Source organism: Umezawaea tangerina (assembly GCF_003002815.1).
GTDB lineage: Bacteria > Actinomycetota > Actinomycetes > Mycobacteriales > Pseudonocardiaceae > Umezawaea > Umezawaea tangerina.
The window spans coordinates 708,080-731,072 of sequence record NZ_PVTF01000002.1; the positions used below are offsets into that span (position 1 = coordinate 708,080).

Annotated in this window: 20 protein-coding genes; 11 read left to right on the top strand and 9 right to left on the bottom strand. The window is 72.2% G+C overall.

Annotated elements, in window-relative coordinates; translation table 11 throughout:
- Positions 1-2: 2 nt before the first annotated feature.
- The 6 genes from CLV43_RS09200 (at position 3) to CLV43_RS09225 (ending at position 8,092) form a co-directional block, all read left to right on the top strand.
- Positions 3-482: a MarR family winged helix-turn-helix transcriptional regulator gene (locus CLV43_RS09200; protein WP_106186612.1), complete on the top strand. Its 480-nt coding sequence runs from the start codon at positions 3-5 to the stop codon at positions 480-482.
- Positions 483-508: 26 nt separating this feature from the next.
- Positions 509-1,360 (top strand): ADP-ribosylglycohydrolase family protein, encoded by an 852-nt coding sequence (locus CLV43_RS09205; protein WP_106186847.1) that lies wholly within the window; start codon positions 509-511, stop codon positions 1,358-1,360.
- Positions 1,361-1,402: 42 nt separating this feature from the next.
- Positions 1,403-2,479, top strand: coding sequence for a M20 family metallopeptidase (locus tag CLV43_RS09210; protein WP_245886227.1), 1,077 nt, complete (start codon positions 1,403-1,405; stop codon positions 2,477-2,479).
- Positions 2,480-2,645: 166 nt separating this feature from the next.
- On the top strand, positions 2,646-6,158 hold the full coding sequence (locus CLV43_RS09215) for a ricin-type beta-trefoil lectin domain protein (protein ID WP_245886228.1): 3,513 nt from the start codon (positions 2,646-2,648) through the stop codon (positions 6,156-6,158).
- Between the two features lie 108 nt (positions 6,159-6,266).
- Complete coding sequence (locus CLV43_RS09220; protein WP_106186848.1) at positions 6,267-7,430, top strand: sensor histidine kinase; 1,164 nt, start codon at positions 6,267-6,269, stop codon at positions 7,428-7,430.
- Complete coding sequence (locus CLV43_RS09225; protein ID WP_106186615.1) at positions 7,427-8,092, top strand: response regulator transcription factor; 666 nt, start codon at positions 7,427-7,429, stop codon at positions 8,090-8,092. Before CLV43_RS09220 ends, CLV43_RS09225 begins: the two co-directional genes overlap by 4 nt.
- Before the next feature lie 243 nt (positions 8,093-8,335).
- On the opposite strand, the gene CLV43_RS09230 is transcribed toward CLV43_RS09225, so the two are convergent.
- The 3 genes from CLV43_RS09230 to CLV43_RS09240 all read right to left on the bottom strand — a co-directional run bounded on the left by CLV43_RS09230 (position 8,336) and on the right by CLV43_RS09240 (position 9,957).
- Entirely contained in the window at positions 8,336-8,758 is a 423-nt protein-coding gene (locus CLV43_RS09230; protein WP_106186616.1) for a roadblock/LC7 domain-containing protein, read from the bottom strand.
- On the bottom strand, positions 8,755-9,120 hold the full coding sequence (locus CLV43_RS09235; protein WP_106186617.1) for a hypothetical protein: 366 nt from the start codon (positions 9,118-9,120) through the stop codon (positions 8,755-8,757). Before CLV43_RS09235 ends, CLV43_RS09230 begins: the two co-directional genes overlap by 4 nt.
- Before the next feature lie 282 nt (positions 9,121-9,402).
- Positions 9,403-9,957: a CGNR zinc finger domain-containing protein gene (locus CLV43_RS09240; RefSeq protein ID WP_106186618.1), complete on the bottom strand. Its 555-nt coding sequence runs from the start codon at positions 9,955-9,957 to the stop codon at positions 9,403-9,405.
- A gap of 82 nt (positions 9,958-10,039) precedes the next feature.
- On the opposite strand from CLV43_RS09240, the gene CLV43_RS09245 reads away from it, so the two are divergent.
- Positions 10,040-10,990 carry an EamA family transporter gene (locus CLV43_RS09245; protein ID WP_106186619.1) on the top strand — a complete coding sequence of 317 codons (951 nt, stop codon included), beginning with the start codon at positions 10,040-10,042 and terminating at the stop codon, positions 10,988-10,990.
- A 13-nt stretch (positions 10,991-11,003) separates the two neighbouring features.
- On the opposite strand, the gene CLV43_RS09250 is transcribed toward CLV43_RS09245, so the two are convergent.
- Complete coding sequence (locus tag CLV43_RS09250) at positions 11,004-11,855, bottom strand: LysR family transcriptional regulator (protein ID WP_106186620.1); 852 nt, start codon at positions 11,853-11,855, stop codon at positions 11,004-11,006.
- Positions 11,856-11,925: 70 nt separating this feature from the next.
- On the opposite strand from CLV43_RS09250, the gene CLV43_RS09255 reads away from it, so the two are divergent.
- Positions 11,926-12,846, top strand: coding sequence for a DMT family transporter (locus CLV43_RS09255; RefSeq protein ID WP_245886229.1), 921 nt, complete (start codon positions 11,926-11,928; stop codon positions 12,844-12,846).
- Here the strand turns inward: CLV43_RS09255 and CLV43_RS09260 are convergent.
- Positions 12,843-15,152: a M20/M25/M40 family metallo-hydrolase gene (locus tag CLV43_RS09260; RefSeq protein WP_106186622.1), complete on the bottom strand. Its 2,310-nt coding sequence runs from the start codon at positions 15,150-15,152 to the stop codon at positions 12,843-12,845. The genes CLV43_RS09255 and CLV43_RS09260 overlap by 4 nt on opposite strands.
- A 338-nt stretch (positions 15,153-15,490) precedes the next feature.
- On the opposite strand from CLV43_RS09260, the gene CLV43_RS09265 reads away from it, so the two are divergent.
- Both CLV43_RS09265 and CLV43_RS09270 read left to right on the top strand, forming a co-directional pair.
- Positions 15,491-15,856 (top strand): hypothetical protein, encoded by a 366-nt coding sequence (locus tag CLV43_RS09265; protein WP_106186623.1) that lies wholly within the window; start codon positions 15,491-15,493, stop codon positions 15,854-15,856.
- 21 nt (positions 15,857-15,877) lie between these two features.
- A complete protein-coding gene (locus CLV43_RS09270; protein ID WP_106186624.1) occupies positions 15,878-16,693 on the top strand; it encodes an arylamine N-acetyltransferase family protein in 816 nt (271 codons plus the stop codon).
- Positions 16,694-17,042: 349 nt separating this feature from the next.
- Here CLV43_RS09270 and CLV43_RS09275 read toward each other — a convergent pair whose 3' ends face one another.
- Genes CLV43_RS09275 through CLV43_RS09285 form a run of 3 tightly spaced genes read right to left on the bottom strand, consistent with a single transcriptional unit; the run spans position 17,043 to position 20,319 of the window.
- Positions 17,043-18,413 (bottom strand): class I adenylate-forming enzyme family protein, encoded by a 1,371-nt coding sequence (locus CLV43_RS09275; RefSeq protein ID WP_106186625.1) that lies wholly within the window; start codon positions 18,411-18,413, stop codon positions 17,043-17,045.
- Positions 18,413-19,507, bottom strand: coding sequence for a 3-dehydroquinate synthase II family protein (locus CLV43_RS09280; RefSeq protein WP_106186626.1), 1,095 nt, complete (start codon positions 19,505-19,507; stop codon positions 18,413-18,415). Before CLV43_RS09280 ends, CLV43_RS09275 begins: the two co-directional genes overlap by 1 nt.
- Positions 19,504-20,319, bottom strand: a complete 816-nt coding sequence (locus CLV43_RS09285) for a 2-amino-3,7-dideoxy-D-threo-hept-6-ulosonate synthase (protein WP_106186627.1) — start codon at positions 20,317-20,319, stop codon at positions 19,504-19,506. Before CLV43_RS09285 ends, CLV43_RS09280 begins: the two co-directional genes overlap by 4 nt.
- Positions 20,320-20,501: 182 nt before the next feature.
- On the opposite strand from CLV43_RS09285, the gene CLV43_RS09290 reads away from it, so the two are divergent.
- Positions 20,502-21,470, top strand: a complete 969-nt coding sequence (locus CLV43_RS09290; protein WP_106186628.1) for a LysR family transcriptional regulator — start codon at positions 20,502-20,504, stop codon at positions 21,468-21,470.
- A 202-nt stretch (positions 21,471-21,672) separates the two neighbouring features.
- Here CLV43_RS09290 and CLV43_RS09295 read toward each other — a convergent pair whose 3' ends face one another.
- Positions 21,673-22,839 carry a serine hydrolase domain-containing protein gene (locus CLV43_RS09295; RefSeq protein WP_106186629.1) on the bottom strand — a complete coding sequence of 389 codons (1,167 nt, stop codon included), beginning with the start codon at positions 22,837-22,839 and terminating at the stop codon, positions 21,673-21,675.
- Positions 22,840-22,993: the final 154 nt, after the last annotated feature.

Sequence of the window (22,993 nt, forward strand, 5' to 3'; positions counted from 1 at the left end):
ATATGAGTTTCAAAGCACCAGAGGGATCGATCGGCCGCGGGCGGTCGACGGTCGCGATCAAGGAGTCGCTGCGCGACCTGCGCGTCCAGCTCGCCCTGCTCAACCACCAGGTGGGCGCGAAGGTCGAGCTGAAGGACGTCGACCTCGACTGCCTCGACCTGGTCTCCCGGCACGGTCCGCTCAACCCCACCGCCCTCGCCAGGCGCGCGGGTCTGCACCCCGCCACGCTGACCGGCATCCTCGACCGGCTCGAACGCGGCGGCTGGGTAACCCGCGACCGCGACCCCGCCGACCGCCGGGCCGTCGTCGTGCGGATGCTGCCCGACCGCAACGCCGAGATGTACCGGCACTACGACGGCATGAACACGGCGCTGGACGGGATCTGCGCCGACTACGCCCCCGCCGAGCTCGACGTGATCGCCGACTTCCTGCGCCGGGCCACCACGGCGGGCAGGCAGGCCACCGAGGACATGATCGACTAGCCGCGGTGGTGTGGGAGCATCGGCGGATGCTGGTGGAACTCGCCGTTGGCGACGCGTACGGAGCCGGGTTCGAGTACGCGGATCCGGGGTTCGTGCTGGCGCACAACACCTTGCGGGGCTACGTGGGCAACCCCGTGCACCCCGACCTGCTCCCCGGCCGCTACACCGACGACACCCAGATGAGCATCGCGGTGGCCGAGGTGCTGGCGTCCGACGGGCCGTGGACGGCGGCCCGGTTCGCCGACGCGTTCGTCCGCGCCTTCCACCGCGACCCGCGCGCCGGGTACGCCAGGGGGTTCCAGGCGCTGCTCCCCCAGCTGCCCGACGGGGCCGCGCTGCTCGACCGGATCCGGCCCGACAGCGACAAGAGCGGCGCCGCGATGCGCGCCGCGCCGGTCGGTCTGCTGCCCTCGGTCGACGAGGTCCTGCGCACCACCGCCGTGCAGGCCCGCATCACGCACGACACCCCCGACGGCGTCGAGGCCGCGCGGGCCGCCGCGCTCGCGGTGCACTACTGCCACTTCGCCCTCGGCCCCGTCGCGGAGGTCGGGCGCTGGCTCGACGGGCTGCTCCCCTCCGGCGACTGGGCGACGCCGTGGTCCGGCCCGGTCGGGTCGAAGGGGCTGATGAGCGCCCGCGCGGCCGTCACGGCGCTGGCGTCGGCCACGTCGATGAGCGGGCTGCTGCGGACGTGCGTGGCGTTCACCGGGGACGTGGACACCGTGGCGACCATCGCGCTGGCCGCCGGGTCCCGCTCAGCCGAGGTCGCGCAGGACCTGCCGCGGGTGCTGCTGGACGGCCTGGAGCGCGGCCCGTACGGCCACGACCACCTGGCCGACCTGGACACCCGGCTGTTCGCCGCCCTGTCCGTCCACTGAGGACGGTTCCGGATCCGCGCGGGACCGGGCAGCATGGCGGACATGGACTTCCTGCCACTGGCCGAGGAACTGCTCGCGATCCGCTCGACCGCGGACCGCCCGGACGACCTGCACCGGGCGCTCGACCTCGTGCTGGACGTGGTCGGTCCCGGTCTCGTGGTCGAGCGGTTCGAGTCGAACGGCAAGCCCAGCGCGCTGGTGCACGCGGGCGGGCGACGGCCGTTCCGGGTGATCCTCAACGCCCACCTGGACGTGGTCCCCGGCACGGACGACCAGTTCCGGCCGCGACGGGAGGGCGACCGCCTGATCGGCCGCGGCACCCAGGACATGAAGCTGTCCGCGCTGGTGCAGGCACTGGTGTTCCGCGAGCTGGCCACGACCCTGCCGATCGCCCTGCAACTGGTCACCGACGAGGAGGTGGGCGGCCGCGACGGGACCGCGCACCAGCTGGCGCAGGGGGTCACCGGCGAGTTCGTCGTCATCGGCGAGCACAGCGGACTGCGGGTGGTGACCGAGTCCAAGGGCATCGCCACCGCGCGACTGCGCGCCACCGGGCTGGCCGGGCACAGCGCCTACCAGTGGCTGGGCGACAACGCCCTGCTCAAGCTGTCGCGAGCCGTCGACGCGGTCCTGGCCGCGTACCCGGTGGCGACCGAGGAGGCGTGGCGGACGACGGTGAACCTCGCCCGCGTCGCGACGGACAACCAGGCCCTCAACCAGGTCCCCGCCGACGCCACCGCCTGGCTCGACATCCGCTTCCCCGCGGACGACCCGGACTTCACCGGCAGGACCGCCGACGAGGTCGCCGCCCACCTCACCGCGCTGTGCCCACCGGGCGTCACCGCGGTGGTCGACAGCCTTGAGCCCCCGCACCGCGCCGACCCGGACAACCCCGACGTCATCGCCCTGCGGGCCGCCGCCCGCGCCCAGGGCCACTCCGGTGACCTCCTGCGCAAGCACGGGGCCGCCGACAGCCGCTTCTACTTCCAGCGGGGCGTCGACGCGGTCATCTTCGGTATCGGCGGAAATGGCCAGCACGGTCCCGACGAGTACGCGGACCTGACCACCGTGGCGCCCTACCGGCGGGCGTTGCGCGCATTCCTGCGCACATTCGCGTGACCTGGTTCCTCGACAAAAACGACAAAGGGCTCACCGACACCAAACCGCCACCACGCTGCGACTTCGCCACATTGGTGCGTTCGGCGGCTGCGCTGTCCACCGGACAATCGCCAGATTCGTGATGCCCGCCATCATCGATTCAGCGCCGAATCCCCCGAGGTGTCCCTTGCCGCGATCCCATCCCTGGAAATCGATCGCCGTCGTGGTCGCGGTCACCGCCGCGGCGGTGGTGGCCTCCCTCCCGGCGCACGCGAACGCCCAGGCGGCGTCCAACGTCGTCACCGACGGCCACGCGCGGTTCCAGGTCCTCACGCCGACGCTGGTGCGCATGGAGTACGCGGGCGACGACGTGTTCCTGGACGCGACGACGTTCACCGCCACCAACCGGTCCACGCCGGTCCCGGCGTTCACGACCGCGGTCGTCGACGGCTACCGCGAGATCCGCACCGCGGGCCTGACCCTGCGCTACCGGCAGGGCAGCGGACCGTTCACCGCGGCCAACACGTCGGTCAAGCTCGCCGCGACCGGGGTGACCGGGGCACCGGCGTTCCCGTCGTACTGCGCGTTCGGCACGGCGTGCGAGGCGGAGACCGGCCTGCTCACCGGGTCCGCGTCCACGGCGTACGACCACCGCGACTTCACCGGCTCCGGGTTCGTCGCCGGGCTGACCGCCACCGGGTCGAACCTGGTCCACGACGTGTCGGCCGTGCCGTCGGCGGGCAGCTACCGGCTGTCCGTGCGCTACGCCAACGCGGTCGGCGGCGACAACCAGTCGGTGACCAGGACGCTGTCGACCTCCGTGGACGGTGCCGCCGGACCGACGATCTCCTTGCCCGTCACCGGTTCCTGGGACACGTGGTCCACCGCGTCGGCGACCGTGACCCTCGGCGCGGGCACGCACTCGGTCCGGGTCGGCATGGACTCGGGGGCCTCGGGCAACGTCAACATCGACAGCATCGCGGTCACCCCGACCGGCGCCGCCTACCCCGCGGCCGACCGGACGCTGCTCGCCACCGGTTACGGCGCGGGCCCGACGAACACCCTGGGCGGCTGGGACCGGTCGCTGGACAACCCCGAGGCCGTCCCGACCGGGCAGCACCCCGGTTTCCTGGACCGCGACGGCTGGTACCTGCTCGACGACACCCGCACCCCGGTGCTCAACACCGACCGCACGACCACGGTCCGCCGGTCGCACGGCACCCAGCCCTACCAGGACGGCTACCTGTTCGGGTACGGGCAGGACTACAAGCAGGGGCTGTCCGACCTCAACACCCTCGTCGGCCCCACCGCGCTGCTCCCCCAGTCCGCCTACGGCGTCTGGTACTCCCGCTACTTCGGCTACAGCACCGCCGACTACCAGAACACCCTGCTGCCCGCGTTCCGCTCGCACCAGGTGCCGATCGACTGGCTCGTGGTCGACACGGACTGGAAGTCGCCGACCCAGTGGAACGGCTGGAACTGGAACCAGAACCTGTTCCCCAACCCGCAGTCGTTCATGGACTGGACCGCCCAGCAGGGCCTGTCGGTGTCGCTGAACGTGCACCCCTCCATCGCGGGCAACGACCCGAGGTTCGCCGCCACCAACACGACCGCGGGCGGCCTGCCCTCCGACGGGGGCGGGAACTACCGCTGGGACTGGAGCAACCCGGCGCACCTGAAGTCCTACCTGGACCTGCACAAGCAGTTCAACCAGCAGGGGGTCCGGGCCTGGTGGCTCGACTACTGCACCAGCTGCGGCGGGTCGCGGTCGTCCGACCCGCACGTCGCCGCGGACAACCTGATCAACCAGGCCTACGCCGACGAGGCCACCGCGCGCGGCCTGCGCGGGTTCGCGTTCTCCCGGATCGGCGGCGCCGAGCAGGGCGGCATCCACAGCAGCTACCCCATCGGCCCGTGGTCGGAGAAGCGCAACAGCCTCCAGTTCACCGGTGACACCCCGGACTCCTGGGCCATGCTGGCGTTCGAGGCCCGGTTCACGCCGGACGAGGCGGCGGCGGGGCTGAGCAACATCAGCCACGACATCGGCAGCTTCCACGGCGGACACCTGCCCGACGACCTGTACGCGCGCTGGGTGCAGCTCGGCACGTTCCAGCCCGTCGACCGGCTGCACTCCGACCACGGCGACCGGCTGCCCTGGAACTACACGGGCGCGGCCGCGGCGAGCGCGGAGCGGTTCCTGCGGCTGCGCGAGTCCCTGGTGCCCTACACCTACACGTCGGCACGGCAGGCGAACACGACCGGCGTACCCATCACCCGGCCGCTGTACCTGGACTACCCGGCCCAGAACGACGCCTACACCCACCCGCAGGAGTACCTGTACGGCGACAACGTGCTGGTCGCACCGATCACCACGCCGAACGACTCGGCGGGCAACGGGTCGGTGTCCGCGTGGATCCCGCCGGGCACGTGGACCGACTACTTCACCGGCACCAGCTACACCGGGCCGACCACCACGACCATCACCAAGTCGCTGTCCACCATGCCGGTCCTGATCAGGTCGGGCGGCATCCTGCCGACCCGCACCGACTACGTTGCCAACCAGAAGGCGCAACCGCTGACCCAGCTCACGCTGACCGTCGGGGCGGGCGCCGACGGCACGTTCTCGCTGTACCAGGACGCGGGCGAGGGTGCGGGCTACCAGTCCGGCCAGTCCACCAGCACACCGATCGGCTGGAACAACGGCAACCGCACGCTGACCGTGGGCGCGACCACCGGGACGTTCCCCGGCGCCGCCTCCGCGCGGGCGTACACGGTGCGGCTCACCAACTCCGCCGCGCCCACGTCGGTGTCGGTGGACGGGACCCGGCTGCCGGAGACGGCGTGGTCCTACAACGCCGACAGCCGCACGGTGACCGTGACGACGGCGAGCCTGCCGGTCGGCGCCGCGCACACCGTGGCGCTGTCCGGCAGCGCGACCGCCAACCCCAAGTCCGGTCAGGTGTCCGGCGCGGGCGGGCTCTGCCTGGCCGCGCGCGGCGGGGCGTCGGCCGACGGGACCCCGGTCGAGGTGGCGGCCTGCGACCAGTCCGCGGGCCAGCAGGTCGTGCCGCCCGCGGGTGGGGCGGTCCGGGTGCTCGACAAGTGCCTCGACGTGGCCGGTGGCGCGACCGCGAACGGGACCGCCGTGCAGCTCTACACGTGCAACTCGACCGGTGCGCAGACCTGGCGGCTGGGTTCGGACGGCACGCTGGTGAACCCGGCGTCCGGCCGGTGCCTCGACGTCGCGGGTACCGCCGCGGGCACGGCGCTGCGGATCCAGGACTGCTCCGGTGCGGCGGGCCAGGTGTGGAGGTTCCCGCCGACCGCCGTCACCGGTCCCGGCGGCAACTGCGTCGACGTGGCGAACGCGGACCCCGCGTCCGGCACGGGCGTCCAGCTGTACGGCTGCAACTCCAGCGACGCCCAGCGCTGGTCGGCCCCCGGCGACCGGACGCTGCGCACGTTGGGCAAGTGCCTGGACGTGACCAACGGCGACACCGCCAACGGGACGCCGGTCCAGCTGTGGGACTGCAACGGGACCACCTCCCAGACGTGGGTCAGCCGTGCCGACGGCACCCTGCAGAACCCGCGGTCCGGCCGGTGCCTGGACGACCCCGACGGGGCCGCCAAGCAGGGCGACCGCCTGCGGGTGTGGGACTGCAACACCACTGCGGCGCAACGGTTCTCGCTGGGTACCTGACGGGGCGTCGGCGGTCATCCCCTCCGGGTGGACACTCCGCCGACGCACTTGTCACCCGTACGAGTTACCCCGGACGTGGACGGCGATAGGGTTCGGCCCGTGAACGCGATGTTGGAGCGGCTGCGCCCTCTCGCCGACCGGTGGCGCGCGTGGAACACCGACGTGAAGGACGGCCTGCTCGCCCTGCTGATCGCGGTGCTGCCGTTCGTCCCCGCCTTCGACCCGGCCGGGGTGGAGTTCGGCGACCTGCCCCGCCACCGGCTCGACGCGTTCGGGGTCGTGCTCCTGCTCGCGCAGACCCTGCCGCTGGTGCTGCGGACCCGGCTGCCCGCGGTGTGCCTCGCCGTGGTGGCGGTGGCCTTCTCGGTGTACCAGGCCGTCGGCTACCCGTCGTCGATCGCGGGTGTGGGGCTGTACCTGGCTTTGTACGCAGTCGGCGCCCACCAGCCGCGCATGCGGGGTGTGCTGGCCTTGGCGGCGACCGGGGCCTACGTCGTGCTCGCGGTGGTGCTGCACGTCCTCGGCTCACCGCAGGAGCTCGTCGACTTCGCCGTGCTGTACCTGGTGCTCGCGGTCCTGTGGCTGGCGGGCTGGCGGATGCGCCGGTGGCGGGCGCAGGAAGCCGAACGGCGCAGGCTCACCGCCGAGCTCGCGACCGCCGCCGAGCGGTCCCGGATCGCCCGCGAGCTGCACGACGTCGTGACGCACCACGTGACCGCGATGGTCGTGCAGGCCGACGCCGCCCAGTTCCAGCTCGACACCGCCCCGGACCGCGTCGTCGAAGGCCTCGTCTCGATCAGCGGCACCGGCAGGCGCGCCATGACCGAGCTGCGCTACCTGCTCGGCGTGCTGGAGGCGACCGGCGAGTCGACCACGCGCAAGGCCTCGCTCGGCAGCCCGCAGGACCTGGTCGAGCAGGCGAGGCAGTCCGGTCAGCCGGTCGAGCTCACCGAGAGCGGCGACCCCCGACCGATGGCCGTCGGGGTGGAGCTGGCCGTGTACCGGGTGGTGCAGGAGTCGCTCACCAACGCCCTGAAGTACGCCCACGGCAAGCCGACCGCCGTGCGTGTCGACCGCGGAGCCGAGTGGGTCGGCATCGAGGTCACCACCGCCGGTCCCGCCACCGCGGGGCCGGGGCTGCCCAGCGGTGGGCGCGGGCTCAGCGGCCTGCGCGAACGCGTGACGCTGCTCGGCGGAGAGCTGACGGCGGCCGGACAGCCCGACGGCGGGTTCGGCGTGCGCGCCCGCATACCCCTGGGGAGCGACACGTGACCGCAGCACCCATCCGCGTGCTGATCTGCGAGGACCAGGCACTCGTGAGGGCCGGGTACTCGGCCATCTTCTCCGCGCAGCCGGACATGGAGGTGGTGGGAGAGGCCGACAACGGGGTCGACGCGGTCGAGTCCGGTGAGCGGTTGCGGCCGGACGTGGTCGTCATGGACATCCAGATGCCGTTGCTGAACGGGATCGAGGCGACGCGGCGGCTGGCCGGCCCCGGAGCGGCGACGCCGTTGCGGGTGCTGATGGTGACGACGTTCAACGTCGACCACTACGTGTACGAAGCGCTGCGGGCCGGGGCGAGCGGGTTCCTGCTGAAGGACTCGCCGCCGTTGGAGCTGGTGAACGGGATCCGGACGATCGCGCGCGGCGAGTCGCTGCTGGCGCCGGCCGTGACACGGGACCTGATCGGGCGGTACGCGGACCGGTTGAAACCCGGAATCGCGGCGGCCGGGGCGGTGGAAGCGCTTGCCCGGCGGGAGCGCGAAGTGCTCACGCTGATCGCCGAAGGGCTGTCGAACGCGGAGATCGCCGAGGCGATGGTGCTGAGCCCGGAGACGGTGAAGACGTACGTGTCGCGGATCCTGACGAAGCTGGATCTCCGGGACCGGGTGCAGGCCGTGGTGCTGGCTTATCGGTCCGGGTTGGTGTCGTAGGGGGTAGAGCACAAGGCGAAACGCCCCCCGCTCGCCGATTGTCTCTGGCACTTCGTCCTGGCTTGTCAAGACGATAAAGTCATCTTGACAAGCCAGGACGAAGCGAGAGCGGGCTTCGGATCGGGGGCCAGAGGGTAGGTCCGGCTTCGCCGGCATCCGACTTCGCCGGACTCGGGCATCGGGCTTCGCCCGACAAAGCATCCTCGGCTTCGCCGTCGGACAGGGCGTCCGAGCGCTGGTGCCCTAGTCCGTGTCGGGTGCGAGCAGGATGGCGGTGGCGCGCTTGGTGGCGACGGTGAAGCGGCCCATCGCGGTGCCGGGCGTGCCCAGGATGACCAGCAGCAGGGTGGCGCTGAGCGGGTGGACTCCGATGCAGCCGCGGTCACCCTCCATGAGGACGCCCTGGAGGCGGCCCAGTTCGGAGGACTGGACGAAGCGGTGGCCCACGCCCGCGGAGACGGAGGCCATCGCGGCCACCTGCGAGGCGACCTCGCCGGCGCGCGCGGTGGAGACGTTGAGGTCGGAGGCTAAGACGAGACCGTCGCGGCTGGTGACGACCACGCCGTCGATGCCGTCGACCTCGGAGCGGACCTTGCCCAGCAGTTCGGTCAGGGCGCCGGGGTCGCTCAGCCGGATCTCGACCCTGTTCCCCCTCGCCCCGGTCATACGACCAGGTTCCGCTCGACGGCGCGGAGATGGTGGCGGGCCAGTGCGAGGTTGGCGCGCGAGCGGTCCAGGACCAGGTACAGGAACATCTGGGTGCCGTGCGCGGCCAGCGGGCGGATGAGGTGGTACTGGCGCTGGAGCGTGATGAGGATGTCCTCGATCTGGTCGTCGAGCTGCAACGCGGCGATGGTCCGCATCTTGGCGCGCACCACCTCGGTGTTGCCCGCGCCCGCGACCTCGAGGTCGAGCAGCGTGTTGCCGCCCTGGGTGCCGAGGGTCATGCCGCTGTCGTAGTCGACCAGCGACACCCCTACCGCACCCTCGACCGACATCGCGTCGCGCAACGCTTGCTCGATGTTCACCCTCGAAACCTCCCAGTCTGATCACCCGAAAATCAACACGGACAGTACCTATGATCACCCCCCTTCCGCCTAGTTCTTCCACGGCGGAGTGACTAATCCGGTCGAAAATGTTACCGACAGCGTTCGGAATTGAGGATCTTTCGGTCTACGTGCACGGATGGTGGCGATCGTTGGAGCATTAGAGGGGTACGACTCCCACTTAGCGAGCCCCCAACCACCACGAACCGCGAGCGGTCGCGACGCGGGTCTCTTCAAGAGCGGCCGAGCCGTCGCGCGGCCCGCTCAGTTCGCGCCCGCCTTGCGCTCCCGGAACGCGATCATGTTCATCCGGTTGCCGCACCGGACGCAGCAGAAGCGCTTGAGGGCGTTGCGGGAGAGGTCGAGCAGGAGGCCGGTGCAGTCGTCGGCCTCGCACACCCGGAGCCTGCCGGTCTCGTTCATCCGGATCACGTCCATGAGCGCGAGCGCGGACTCGACCCGGATCCGCTCCGCGAGCGGCGCCTCGGGGGCGGTCGCGTGCATGTGCCAGTCCAGGCCGTCGTGCCGGGTGAGGTAGGGCAGCGCCTTGGCGTCCCGCAGCATCCGGTTGACGGCCACCACGGCCTCGTCGCGCTCCAGCGTCCACACCCGCCGCAGCAGGTCGCGGGTGCGCCGGACGTCCTGGAGCTCGGCCTCGTCGTGGTCGATGCGCCCGGTGTAGGGGTAACCGGCCAGCAGGTCGGCCAGCTGCTCCACGGTGGCGAGCTCGTCGGCACCGCTGCGGGAGGCACCGGGATCGGTGTTGCAGAGCACGACGACGATCGCCAGCGAGTCCTCCGTGTCAGGGGCAAAATGCAATTTGACTCCTCACTCGGGCGGTTCTAGCGTCAGGACCATCAGTCAGGTTAGCCCATGACATCGTCCGGCCCTGGAGAGACGCATGAGGTTCTCGTCGAGATACGCGGGTCTGGTCGCGGCGGGGATCTCCGCCGTCTCCTTCGGAACGTCCGGCGTGTTCGTCAAACCGCTGCTGGCGGCGGGCTGGTCCCCCACCGCCGCGGTCACGGCCCGCGCGCTGACGGCGGGACTGGTGCTGCTGCCGTTCACGCTGGTCTCGCTGCGCGGCCGGTGGGACGCGCTGTGGCGGGCGCGGTGGCGGGTCCTCGGCATGGGCGTGATCGGCGTGGCGATCACGCAGGTCCTCTACTTCGCCGCCATCCGGCGCATCCCGGTGTCGACGGCGCTGCTCGTCGAGTACCTCGCTCCCCTCATCCTGGTCGGCTTCACCTGGGCGGTCACCCGGCGGGCGCCGCGGCCGACCGTGCTGGTCGGGTCGGTGCTCGCGGTCGGCGGCCTGGTGCTGGTGATCGGGCCCGGCGCGATCCAGGTCGTGGACCCGCTCGGCCTGCTCCTCGCGTTCGGCGCGGCCGTCGGGTGCGCGCTGTACTTCGTGATCGCCGCCCGGCCCGCCGACGGGCTGGCACCGGTCGCGCTCGCCGGGTCGGGGCTGCTGCTGGCGAGCGTGCTGCTCGCCCTGGTCGGCGCGAGCGGCGTGCTGCCGTTCACCGCAGCGTTCGGCGAGCTGCCGGTGTTCGGGTCCTCGGCGCCGTGGTGGGTGCCGCTGCTGGTCGTCGCGGTGGTCGGGACGGCGCTGGCCTACGCCACCGGGATCACCGCCTCCGGACTGCTCGGGTCGCGGCTCGCGTCGTTCGTCGGGCTGCTCGAGGTCGTGTTCGCGTCGCTGTTCGCGTGGTTCCTGCTGGGCGAGGAGCTCTCGCCGCTGCAGCTCGCGGGCGGGGTGCTGATCCTCGGCGGCATCGCGGCGGTGCGGGCCGAGGAGCCCGCCGCGGCCGCGGTCGCCGAGGCGGACGTGGTCGCGCTCGAGAAGTGACGGCCCCGCCGGGTCAGGCGGCTCGGGCCGAGTCCACCAGCGCCGTCACGGCCGGGTGCCACTCGCGCCCGGCCGGGCCGCTCAGGACGAGCCTGCGCACCACCCGGTAGCGCAGCGGGACCATCACCAGGCCGGGCGGCAGCATCGTGGCCACCAGGCCGGGCACGATCGACACGCCCACGCCGGAGCCGACCATGGCGAGCAGCGTGGCCAGCTCGCGCACCCGGTGCCGGGGCGTGAACGGGTGGCCCGCGTGAGCCTGCCGCACGTGCCGCTCGCAGCCGCCGCGCGACAGCAGGAACGGGTCGTCGGCCAGGTCCACCACGTCCACCTCCGGCAGCCCGGCCAGCGGGTGGTCGGTGCGCAGCAGGGCGTGGAAGGCGTCCTCGCAGACCTGGACGCCCGCGCCGGGCGGCGGGTCGACCAGCACCGCGGCGTCGACCGTGCCACCGGCCAGCCACTCGGCGACCTCGTCGTCCTCCCCCTCGAACACCCGGACCCGCACGTTCGGCAGCTCCACCCGCCACCGGGCCAGGAGGTCGGGCAGCAGGCCCTGGCACACGGTCGGCGGCGCGGCGAACCGGACCGTGCCGCGCGCGCCGCCGTGCCTGCGTTCGGCCAGGTCGGTGATCGCGGCGGACGCGGCCACGGCGGCGCGGGCGTGCGCCAGGACCTCGTCGCCGAACGCCGTGGGCGCCGCGGGTCCGCGCCGGGACACCACGGGGTGGCCGAGCGTGCGTTCGAGCGCGGCGACCGCGTGCGAGACGGCGGACTGGGTGAGGCCGAGGGCGTCGGCGGCCGCGCCGAACCCGCCCTCGTCGACGACGGCGAGGAAGGCGCGCAGCTGGGCGAGGTTCAGTGCCATGAGCGACTCTCATGCTCGATCGGTCGGTACTTGTTGGACTCATGATGCACCGCCGGGTGATGCTCGCGCCGTGGGATCCACCGGGAGGTTCGTGCTGCTGTCCGCGATCTGGGGCAGCAGCTTCGCGTTGATCAAGGTGGCCGTCGACGCCGGCGTGCCGCCGGTGCAGGTGGCGTTGGCCCGCTGCCTGTTCGGGGCGCTGGCGCTGTGGGCGATCTGCGCGGCGCAGGGGGCGGCGGTGCCGCGCGACCGGCGCACGTGGGGGCACGCGGCGGTGGTCGCGGTGCTGCTCAACACGGTGCCGTTCACGCTGCTCGCCTTCGGCGAGTCGAAGGTGGACTCGGTGCTGGCGGGCGTGCTGAACGCAACGACGCCGTTGACGACGCTGGCGTTCACGCTGCTGGTCGTGCCGGGTGAGCGGGTGACCCGGACCAGGCTGGCCGGGCTGCTGCTCGGCTTCGCGGGCGTGCTCGTGCTGCTCGGGGTGTGGCGCGGCCTGGACGGCGACGTGCTGGTGGGCGGACTGGCCTGCCTGGCCGCCACCACGTGCTACGGCGCCGGGTTCGCCTACACGCGGCGGTTCTTCTCCGGCGGGCCGCACCGGGCGAGCGCGCTGTCCGCGCTGCAGATGACCTGCGCCACCGTCCAACTGGGACTCGCCGCACCCGTCCTCTCCGGCACGCTCGCGTGGCCGGGCGCGCACGCCGTGCTGGCGCTGGTGGTGCTGGGCGCGGTGGGCACGGGGTACGCGTACGTGATCAACCTCGACCTGATCCGCGAGGCCGGCCCCACGCTCGCCGCCTCGGTCACCTACGTGACGCCGCTGTGGTCGACCGCGCTGGGCGCGGTGCTGCTGGGCGAGCCGGTCGGGTGGCACACGTTCCTCGGCGGCGCGGTCGTGATCGGCGGCATCGTGCTCACCCGGCGCCCCGCGCCCGTCGAGACCGCTCCGCGAACGCCGTCCTCCGACGAGCTGGAGAACACGACCTAGAGCCGCACGACCTGGTGCACGACGGCCGCGTCGACCACCCGGTAGCCGGAGGGCACCTGGATCGTGTCCTCCGGTCGTGGGCCGACCAGTGCGGCGACCTCGGCGGGGAGCCCGATGGAGAAGTCGGCGACGTCGACCGGGATCCGCGCGCCCGCGTCCGCCTCGCAGGTGAGCTCGGCGCCGTCCGAGGCGCCGTAGAACTCGAACACGAGGTTCACCGGGAAGCTCGCCGCCGCGGACTCGACCCGCTGGCCCGCGACGACGCAGGCCCGCACGACGTCGCGCGGCATGGAGACCTGGACGCGCCAGCCCCGGCGCGGCGAGTCCACCCGGAACCGGAGCGTGCGGACGCCGTCGGCGGTGGTGTCGGCGAGCGCGGTCGCGGTGGGTGCGGGCAGGTCCAGCGCGGGGGCGGGGGCGCGCAGGACGGGGTCCTTGAGCACCGGGAAGTCCTTTGCCACCGACAGCCTCTCCGGCGCCTCGCCCAGCACGCGCCCGGTCCACTCGTCGGGCTCGGCGTCGCCGGTGATCCACACCGACCGGCCGGTGGCCGCGTCGCGCAGGTAGAGCAGCCCGTCCGGGCGGGGCTCGCGGCGGTCGAAGCCCGAGACGAGGACGCTGGTCGTGAACAGCGCCAGTGCCACGACCGACGCCGTCGCGGCGAGGAGTCCCGGTCGGGGCAGTGCGGCGAACAACGGCAGGACCAGCGCGCCCGCGAGCACCGCGATGGCCATCGCGACACCGGCGTACTTCACGCCCAGCGCGACCGTCAGCGTCGAGACGACCGGCGCGAACAGCACGGCCGTCACGGCGGGGGCCACGGCGGCGAGCGGCGCGTTCCCGGTGTCGTGGCGGACGGCCCACCGGAGCGCGGGCAGTCCGGCGAGCAGCGGCCACTGGAACAGGTAGGTGGCGCCGGGCACGACGACCGCGACGGCGACCAGCAGGACCGCCATCAGCAGCAGGCCGCCCGCGAGCACCTCCGCGGTCCTGCGACGGCGGACCAGCCTCGCGACCAGCAGGAGCACGGCGACGGCGACCACCGTGAACGCCGCGAGGAACCACCCCCGGTCGTAGGGCTCGGACAGCGGGAGGGCCACCAGACCGGGGCGCACCAGGGTGAGCAGCCACCAGAGCCCGAAGCACAGCGCGGCCGTGCCGACCACGGCCCCGAAGGCGGTGCCCGCGACGACCGCCAGGCCGCCGGGCCGCGCCCGGCCACGACGGACGCCCAGCACGACCAGCACCACCAGTGCCAGCACGGACAGCGCGGCGAGCACCAGCGCCACCCACACCGGGTAGTGCACGAGGACCCGGCCGAACAGGTCGAAGTAGACGGCGGTCCGGCCGTCGAGCTGCCGCAGGTCCTGCTCGCCCAGCGCGCGGACCATCCCGGTCATGCTCTCGCCGTGGTGCTGCACGGTGTCGCGGTCCAGCGCGTCGACGCCGTCGTTCGGCGAGTGGTAGTCGTGCAGGCCCTCGATGAACGCCGCGTTCAGCCCGGTGGCGCCCGCGTCCCGGAACACGGTGAAGTCGGTGTAGTTCGGCATCCGCCGGTAGACCTCGTAGGCCAGCGAGTTCGCGATGGGCCTGCTGCTCGCGCCCGCGAACGCGTCCACCAGCCCCGCGTTGGCGGTGCTCGTCTCGAACATCACCACCGGCCCGCTGCTGCCGCGCGCCTCCCAGTTCAGCACCGCGCCGAACTCGGCGACCCGGTGCTGCCGCACGAACAGTCGTGCCCCGATCGAGCCCAGCTCCTCACCGTCGGTGAACAGGAACACGACGTCGTTGCGCACCCCGCCGGACGCCTTGAGGACCCGGATCGCCTCCAGCATCGACGCCACCGCCGCCCCGTCGTCGGCGGCACCGGGCCCGGTCGGCACCGAGTCGTAGTGCGACACCAGCAGCAGCGCCTTCCCCCCGCTGAGCCCCGGCTCCCGGCCCGCCACCGTCGCGACCACGTTCTCCGCCACCGCCACCCTCGCGGGCTTCCCGGCCTCGGTCCGCACGACCTCCCCGGACTCGACCCGCACCTCCGCCCCGGCCGCGCGCGCCGCCCCGACCACGTGGTCGCGCACCCGCTCGTGGTCGGCCGTCCCCAGCGGGTGCGGCCGTTGGGCGATCTCCCGCAGGTCATCCTCCACGCGGGCCGCCGAGAACTCCGTCGCCGCCACGTCCGCCGGGGCGGCGGCAGGCGGGCGGAACGCCAGCAGCGACAACGCGCCGAGCGCCACCAAGACGGCGAGCAGCGCGACCACCACCACCGGCGGCCGGAGACCCCTGAGGACGTTCGGTTCCGCGGTCACCGGGAGAACCTACCCACGCGAGCACTCATCCCGATCCCCCGACTTCGGGATGCTGAACGGCCCGAGCGCCCGTCGGCCGCCCGAGGACCTACCGGACCGGACCGGCCGCACGGCGCTCGGCACCGGTTCGGGCGGCGGAGTCGTCGTCGGCGGGTGAGACTGGCGGTCCGTCCGAACAGGACGGACGTGCCCGTCGCGGATCGTGGTGGAAGGACGGTTCGCCACCATGGTGGTAGCCCTGGCGGGTGGCGTCGTCGTTGACCGGTAGGGGTAACCGAGGAGCCGGAGCGCCTGGCCGTCCGAACGGGACAGGTGCGGGCGAACCGCGAGGTGGGGTCATGGCCGAGGTCCGCGTGCGGAAGCAGAAGAAGCTGGTGGAGCGGTTCGGGAGGCTCCAGTGGGCGGTGTTCCTGATCGGGGTCTTCCACGTCGTGACGGTGTTCTACCCGCTGTTCCCCTTCGACACGTCCGGCAAGCTGCTGCGCTTCTGCACCGGGTTCCTGGGGATCGTGATGGCGCGCCGCTGGGACCACGCGCGGAGGTTCGGCATCGCGCTGCTGGTCGGCTACGGCGGGCTGGTGCTCTCCGAGCTGTGCGCGCCGGAGGCGTTGGAGCCGGTCACGCTCATCTACGGCCGCACCGCGCTGAGCGGGGCGTTCATCGTGCTGCTGTCGTTCCGGCACCAGGGACGGCTCGGCACGTGATCGACTTCTAGGCTTCCCGGCATGACGACCCACGCCTACGCCCACGCGACGACGACCCTCGAAGTCGACACCTACCTGGAGAGGATCGGCTACCGCGGCGACCTGACACCGAGCGCGGGGACACTGCGGGCACTGCACCGGGCGCACCTGGCCACCGTGCCGTTCGAGAACCTCGACGTGCACCTGGACGCGGTCGTCCCGCTGGACCGGGCGGCGATCCTGGACAAGGTGGTGGCCCGGCGGCGCGGCGGCTACTGCTACGAGCTGAACACGGCGTTCGGCGCGCTGCTGGAGGCGCTGGGGTTCGACGTGACGCTGGCGTGCGCGGCGATCGGGCCGCGGGACGCGGAACAACCGCTGTGGGGCAACCACGTGGCACTGCTGGTGCGGGTCGACGGAGGGACGTGGGTCGCCGACGTGGGGCTGGGACAGGGGTTCGTGGAACCGCTGCCGCTGTGCGTCGGGCGGTACGAACGCGCCGGGTTCGAGTTCGAGGTGGCGCGCGACGACGAGTGGTGGGTGGGGCTGCACCGGTTCGGGCGGTTACCGGGATACCTGCTGCGGGAGGAACCCCGGACGCTGGAGTGGTTCGAGCCGCACCACCAGCGGCAGTCGACCGACCCGGAGTCGTCGTTCGTGCGGAGGCTGGTGGTGCAGCGGCCGCACGACGGGTACGTGCTGACGGTGGTCGGGGCGAAGCTGTACTCGAACGGGCCGGATGGGGAGAGAGAGGTGGGGTTGGGGACGGTGGAGGATTTCGCGGGGGTGTTGGAGGGGTTCGGGGTGCCTGTGGGGGCGGTGGACGTGGGGAGGTTGTACCGGGTGGCTTGTGGGTGATGGTGGGGGTGTCGCTCGGTGTCGCTGTCCGTGGTCTCCGGGGGGTCGCTGCGGTGGCATCCGGGGGGGTATCGCTACAGCTGTCTCCGGGTGCGGTCGGCTTGACTTGGGGCCCCTTTTTTGGGCTTCGTCGGGCGAAAAAGGGCAGGTGGTAGAGCCTGCCCGCCGACCAATTTTAAGCCCAAAAACCCCAAGTCAAGCCGACCGCACTAGCGGACGAGCACCGCTCGCTTCCAGCATTGCTGGGTAGGGCGGCTTGTCTGCCGTTGCCAGCATTGCTGGGCCGCTTGTCTGCTGCTTCCAGAGTCGTTGGCCGCTTGTGTGTCTGTTGCCGCGGGCCCTGTTTGGGTTAGTGCGTGTCTGCGAGTACGGAGCGGTCGCGGACCAGTTTGCCGTTGGGGGTGCGGGGAAGGGTGGGGAGGACGCGGAAGACGGTGGGTTGTTTGAAGTCGGCCAGGCGTTGTTCGCACCAGTGGGCGACGGTTGTGTGGTCGAGGGCGGTCGAGGAGGTGGCTACGTAGGCCTCGACGGTGTTGTCGTGGATGACGATGGCATCGTCGACGAGCGGGTGGAGGCGGAGGGTGGCTTCGATTTCGAGGAGGTCGACCTTGTAGCCGCCGACGATGACGAGGGAGTCGGCGCGGCCTTGCAGGTGCAGTGAGCCGTCGGGGCGGAGTTCGCCGCGGTCGCCGGTGCGCCACCAGCCGCTCTCGTAGCGGACCTGTTCGGGTTCGCTGAGGTACGGGGAGCGGTCGAGGCCGACCTCGACCTGGCCGTCGCGGACGCGCAGGCGGATGCCCGTGCAGACGGGGCCGACGGTGGGGCGGGTGCGGCCGGTGACGTCCATGGTGAGGATGCCGGTCTCGGTGGTGCCGTAGCCCTGTCCGACCGGGAGGCCGTAGCGGGCGGTGAAGGCCTGTTCGACGTCGTGCTTGATCAGTTCGCCGCCGGAGAGCACGCAGCGCAGCGCGGGCAGCGGAGGCGGGTCCTCGACGCGTGCCATCGCGTCGTGGTGCACCGGCATGCCGGTGATCATCACGACCTCGTGCGACGCCGCCGTGCCGATCATGTCGCGGCCCGAGCGCTGCGCGGAGAACACGAGGTGGACGCCGACGTCGAGGGAGCGCAGCAGGCCGAACGCGAGGCCGAAGCTGTGCGAGGTGGAGCTGAGCAGCAGGACCTTCTCCCCCGCCCGCGGCAGGTCCGGGCAGGCGTTGAGGACGTCGACCTCGGCGCGCAGCGAGTCGGCGGTGCGCCCGATGACCTTGGGCAGGCCGGTCGAGCCGGAGCTGAACTGCACCAGGCGGTGGTCGGTCGTGGCGGCGCGGCCGCCCGCGCTCGGCTCGGTCAGCAGCTCGTAGCGCTCGCGGAACGGCGGGACGGGTCGGCCGACGGCTGCCGCCCTGACGACGAACTGCGGGCGGCAGCGCTCGCGCAGGGCGTCCAGCTCGGCCGGGGCCAGGCGGGGGTCGACGAGCATGACCTGGGCGCCGAGCGTCCAGAGCGCGAGCAGCGCTTCGAGCTGGGTGAAGCTCGACGGCACCTGGAGCGCCACCGTGCTGGCCGAGCGCACGCCCGAGGCGGCGAACGCCTCCGCCGCGGCGGCGACGGCCACGCGCAGCCCGCCGCGGGTGACGGTGTGCTGGTGGGTCGCGAACGGGGCGTCGTCGGCGCCCTTGGCGAGCAGGTCCGCGACCAGGTCCTCGATCAGGGCGCCCATCAGCTCTCCCTGCAGAACTCGCCGATGGGGTAGCCCACGTGCCGCTGGTCGGTCGCCACGTAGCCGAGCAGCTCGTGGCCGCTCTCCAGCTCGGTGACGTTGAGGACCTTGCCGCCGGGGCCGAGCACCCGGACGTGCCAGTCGTCCTGCACGATCAGGCTCACCTGGACGCCCTCGGGCGAGTGCGCGGTGATCGTGAGCAGCGGGCGGGACTCGAGCTTGGCCCTCCCGACGACGACCCGGCGCGTCCTGCCCTCGGCGTTGACCGCGAGGACGGTGCCGCCGGAACGCAGCTCGCTGAGGTAGTTCGTGCGGTTGTCCGGCCCCATCACGTAGGAGTGCAGGGCGCCCGCGTTGACCCGGAACGGCCGGGTCGGCATGTACGGCAACGGGTGCGTCTCGCTGCAGCACAGCACGAAACCGGTGGAGAAGGAGCCGACGAGGATGCCCTCGTCCTCCTCGAAGTGGGTGCAGGTGTCGACGCACACCCGGTCGCCGAGGCCGCTGTGCACCACCGACTCCACGGTCAGCGTGGTCAGCTCCAGCGGCGGGGTGGTCGCCTCCATCAGCCGCTGCACGCCGAACACGTCGTCGGCGTTGCGCGGGGCCAGCATGACGCCGTCGGAGCCGTGCTCCAGGACGTCGAGCACGATCCCGACCTCCTCGAGGTCGGCGCACACGCAGATCAGCTCGCCCTCGGCGCGGTCGGCCGCGGCGATCACGATCTCCAGCGGGATCTTGGTGGGGTCGGTGAAGCTGACGACGGTGTGCGGCAGCTTCACCGCCGCCAGGCACGCGAGGCGGAGCGTGCGGTCGTCGCGCACCTCCACGAACGCGGCCCGGCCGGTGCCGCTCAGCGCGTGCAAGCCGTCCTCGTCGTGCACGACCTGCGCCACCACGGCGCCCTGCGCGTCCTCGGGCGGCGGTGTGCCGTCGGGGAGCAGCAGCACGCGGGTCACCGTGGGCGGCAACGGCGCGAGCACGGCCGGGTCGGCCGCCACCACGCCGCGCACGCGGGCGTGCACGGCGGCGTCGACGACACCTTCGAGCCGGTCGTGGGGAACCTGTCTGACGTCGATCCAAGCGAATTTCACGCGGCACCTGTCGTGGTCGTGATGGGGTGGTCGGTGTGGACGCCGCGGTGGACGGCGCCCTGGTGGACTGCGGAGACGAGCCCGGCGACGAGGCTGCGGGGCGCGGGGTCGGTGAAGACGCGGCGGCCGATGGCGAGTCCGGCGCAGCCCGCCCGCATGGCCGCCGCGGCGTAGCCGACCGGGTCGGCGGCGTCCACCGGACCACCCGCGGCGAGCACCGGGATGGGGCAGTTCGCGATGACGTCGGCCATCCGGCCGATCGGCAGGGCCATCGAGGTCTTCACGATGTCCGCGCCGAGGTCGGCGGCGATGTTGACCACGTGCGACAGCAGCACCGGGTCGTACGGGTCGGCCACCCGCGGGCCGCGGGCGTAGACCATCGCGATCAGCGGCACGTTCCACCGGTCGCAGGACGCCGCGACGGTGCCGAGGTCGGCGAGCTGCCGCTCCTCGGTGTCCGAGCCGATGTTCACGTGCACGCTCACCGCGTCCGCGCCCAGGCGCAGCGCCTCCTCGACGTCGCCGACCAGCACCTTGGCGTTGGTGTCGGCGGCGTGCGCCGTACCCGCGCTGAGGTGGACGACCAGGGCGCAGTCGCCGAGCACGACCGGGTCGATCAGCCGGACGCGGCCCTTGTGGACGACGATCGCGTCGGCCCCGCCCGCGACGAGCGCACCGATCAGACCTTCCCATCGCTGGTTGGGAACGACCGGACCGTCCGAAACGCTGTGGTCCAGTGGTACGAACAGGTATTTTCCGTCGCGGGGCCGCGACAACCGCCGCAGCCTCAGCGCTTTACGGGTGTGGGTCACGCTGTACCGCTCCTTTATTCGGTCAATTCCAAGGAGACCAGAAAAAAGCAGGACGAGGCAGTATCAGGGGGTGATAACCCGGCAGTTATAGCCCCCATTCGACACTCCTTTGCGGCCCATCGGAGCAATTCCCCAATCCATTTGGTCCACTCCGACCGGATCGAATGCAATAGGGTGATCCGGTGCGATTAGAACTTCGTCACCTCCACGTCGTGCTGGCCGTCGCGGCGGCGGGCAGCATCAGGAGGGCGGCCACGTCGCTGAAGATCGCGCAACCGGGCCTCACCGCCCAGCTGAGGAGGATCGAGCGGACGTTCGGCGGGCAGCTGTTCGTGCGGGCGCCCAACGGGGTGGCGCTGACCGACCTCGGCGAACACGTCGTGCTGCGCGCGCAGGAGGTCGTCGACAAGTTCGACGACCTGTGCGCGACCGCGCGCAAGATCGCCGAGCGGTCGCAGCCCGCGTCCATCCAGCTCGGCGGCGTGACCGGGGCGCTCATCCCGCAGCTGGTGTCCGCGGTGCGGGAAGTGTTGCCGGAACAGGACATCACGACGCAGATGGAACGGACCGGAGAAGCCGTGATGGACCACGTGCGCACCGAGAAGCTGGATCTCGCGGTCATGGCGGAGTTCGCCAGGACACCGCCGCAGCTCCCCTTCGGCGTGCACCGGAGACCCCTGCTGACCGAACCCGTCTTCGTCGCGCTGCCCGCCGGACACCGGCTCGCCGACCGCTCCGAGCTGGACCTGACCGACCTGTCCGGCGAGTGGTGGACCATGCCGGAGGAGTCGGTCGGCGGTCCGCGCTCGACGTTCCAGCTCACCTGCGAGGCCGCGGGCTTCACGCCCAGGTTCGCCCACTTCGGCGCCGACCTCGCCACCGCGCTGGAGCTCGTCCGGTCGGAGAACACCGTCGCGGGCGTCCACCCTGCGATCCACGACGTCGCCGGAATCGTGGTCAAACCGCTCGCCGGGAATCCACTGCACCGGCGCCTGGTTTTGGTGTGGCCGGAGACCTCCGCGCTCGCCGATGTGATCGACCGGGTGCACTCCGGATTCATCACCGGATATTTGCACCGCACGCACCGCAGCGCACTCTATTCCCGGTGGTGGAACGCGGGCGGCGAGGAATTCGCCCTGGGTTCCGAATAGCGCACGCGGCCACTCGGAGTGGACCACCGCCCACCACGACCGCGCGGCTCGACCGTCAGATCGCTGTAGCAAGTAGCATGTTTTTGGTTTGGGTCGTGGAGCGGGCTCGGTCGTCCACATGGGACGGTGCCGTCGCGCACCCCCGTCAGTGCGCCGCGTCCCGCCCGGCTGGTCGCGGCGAGCGACCAGCCGGGGCGCGCGGTCAGGGCGTGCCGCAGAACGCGTGCTCGATCAGCTCGACCGACTCGTCGTGCCGCGGCGGAGGCGTCCCCTCCAGCGGCACGATCGGGTCGGCGTTCATCGAGATGACCACGCTCGTCCTGCCGTCGGCGGTCACCCCGTTGCGGGTCCGGAAACCGGGGACGTCGCCGCCGTGCGACCAGTAGCCGCCGCAGGTCGTCGGGATCCACGCCAGGCCGAGCCCGTAGCGCGCGCCCGGCCAGGCCCGTTGGAACTCCGGTGCCGCGACGGTCTTCTGCATCTCCGCGAGCTGCGCGGGGCGCAGCAGCCGTCCGCCGAGCAGTGCGCGCAGGAACGTGGACAGGTCGGCCGTGTCGCTGACGACCGCACCGGCCGCGCCCGCCCAGGACGGGGAGAACGCGGTGGCGTCGACCGCCGGGCCGTCCGGGGCGAAGCGCGTGTACCCCTTGGCGTGCGGCCCGAGGACGAGCGGCAGGGCGGTCGGCGCGTAGGTGTCGTCGAGGTGCAGCGGCTCGATGATCCGCCTGCGCACCTCGGTGGCCCAGTCGTGGCCGGTGACCCGCTTGACGATCATCCCGGCGAGGACGTAGTTGGTGTTGGAGTAGGACCAGTCGGCGCCGGGCGCGAAGGTCGGCGGGAGGGTCATGGCCATGCCCACCAGCTCGGCCTCGCCGAAGTCGCGGAAGCGGTTGGCCAGGAAGCCCTCCTCGCTGCCCAGGAACGCCATCGCCGCGGAGCCCAGGTAGTCCGGCACACCGCTGGTGTGCTGGAGCAGCTGCCGCACCGTGATCCTGGTGCCGTCGTTGCCGTTACCGGTGACCACACCGGGCAGCCACCGGTCCACGGTGTCCTCCAGGGACAGTCGGCCCTCGCCGACCAGCTGGAGCACGACCGTCGCGGTGAACGTCTTGGTGGAGCTGCCGATCCGGAAGCGCGCGTCCCACGGCACGGGCGTGCGCGCCTCGACGTCCCCGTACCCGGAGCGGACCTTCGCCGAGCCGCCGGGGGTGGTCAGCTCGACCAGCACACCCGGCGCGCCCATCTCCAGCAGCTGGTCGGCGTCCTGCTGCAGCACCGCCCGGTCGGGCCGCGGCCGCGGCGCCGCCGTCGCGACCTGCGGCACCACCATCCCCGACAGCGCCAGCAGTGCGATTCCCGCCTTCATCATGACTTCTCCCGTTCCGGTGGATCGAACGGCGGCGACGCTAGGGCCGCGGACGGGCGGTCCGACATCGTCCTGGGTGGGAACTCCGCCTACCCCAGCCGGGGTAGGCGGGATCAGTCCACGGGTTGGCGACGGGCCGGGACCGCGCGGCTACGGT

Coding starts and splice junctions, on each gene's coding strand:
- CLV43_RS09250 (WP_106186620.1), bottom strand. CDS start 11,855: ATGGCACTGAACCTCGCCCAGCTGCGCGCCTTCCTCGCCGTCGTCGAC.
- CLV43_RS09230 (WP_106186616.1), bottom strand. CDS start 8,758: ATGACCGGGGCGAGGGGGAACAGGGTCGAGATCCGGCTGAGCGACCCC.
- CLV43_RS09200 (WP_106186612.1), top strand. CDS start 3: ATGAGTTTCAAAGCACCAGAGGGATCGATCGGCCGCGGGCGGTCGACG.
- CLV43_RS09295 (WP_106186629.1), bottom strand. CDS start 22,839: ATGATGAAGGCGGGAATCGCACTGCTGGCGCTGTCGGGGATGGTGGTG.
- CLV43_RS09210 (WP_245886227.1), top strand. CDS start 1,403: ATGGACTTCCTGCCACTGGCCGAGGAACTGCTCGCGATCCGCTCGACC.
- CLV43_RS09270 (WP_106186624.1), top strand. CDS start 15,878: ATGACGACCCACGCCTACGCCCACGCGACGACGACCCTCGAAGTCGAC.
- CLV43_RS09265 (WP_106186623.1), top strand. CDS start 15,491: ATGGCCGAGGTCCGCGTGCGGAAGCAGAAGAAGCTGGTGGAGCGGTTC.
- CLV43_RS09245 (WP_106186619.1), top strand. CDS start 10,040: ATGAGGTTCTCGTCGAGATACGCGGGTCTGGTCGCGGCGGGGATCTCC.
- CLV43_RS09275 (WP_106186625.1), bottom strand. CDS start 18,413: ATGGGCGCCCTGATCGAGGACCTGGTCGCGGACCTGCTCGCCAAGGGC.
- CLV43_RS09220 (WP_106186848.1), top strand. CDS start 6,267: ATGTTGGAGCGGCTGCGCCCTCTCGCCGACCGGTGGCGCGCGTGGAAC.
- CLV43_RS09205 (WP_106186847.1), top strand. CDS start 509: ATGCTGGTGGAACTCGCCGTTGGCGACGCGTACGGAGCCGGGTTCGAG.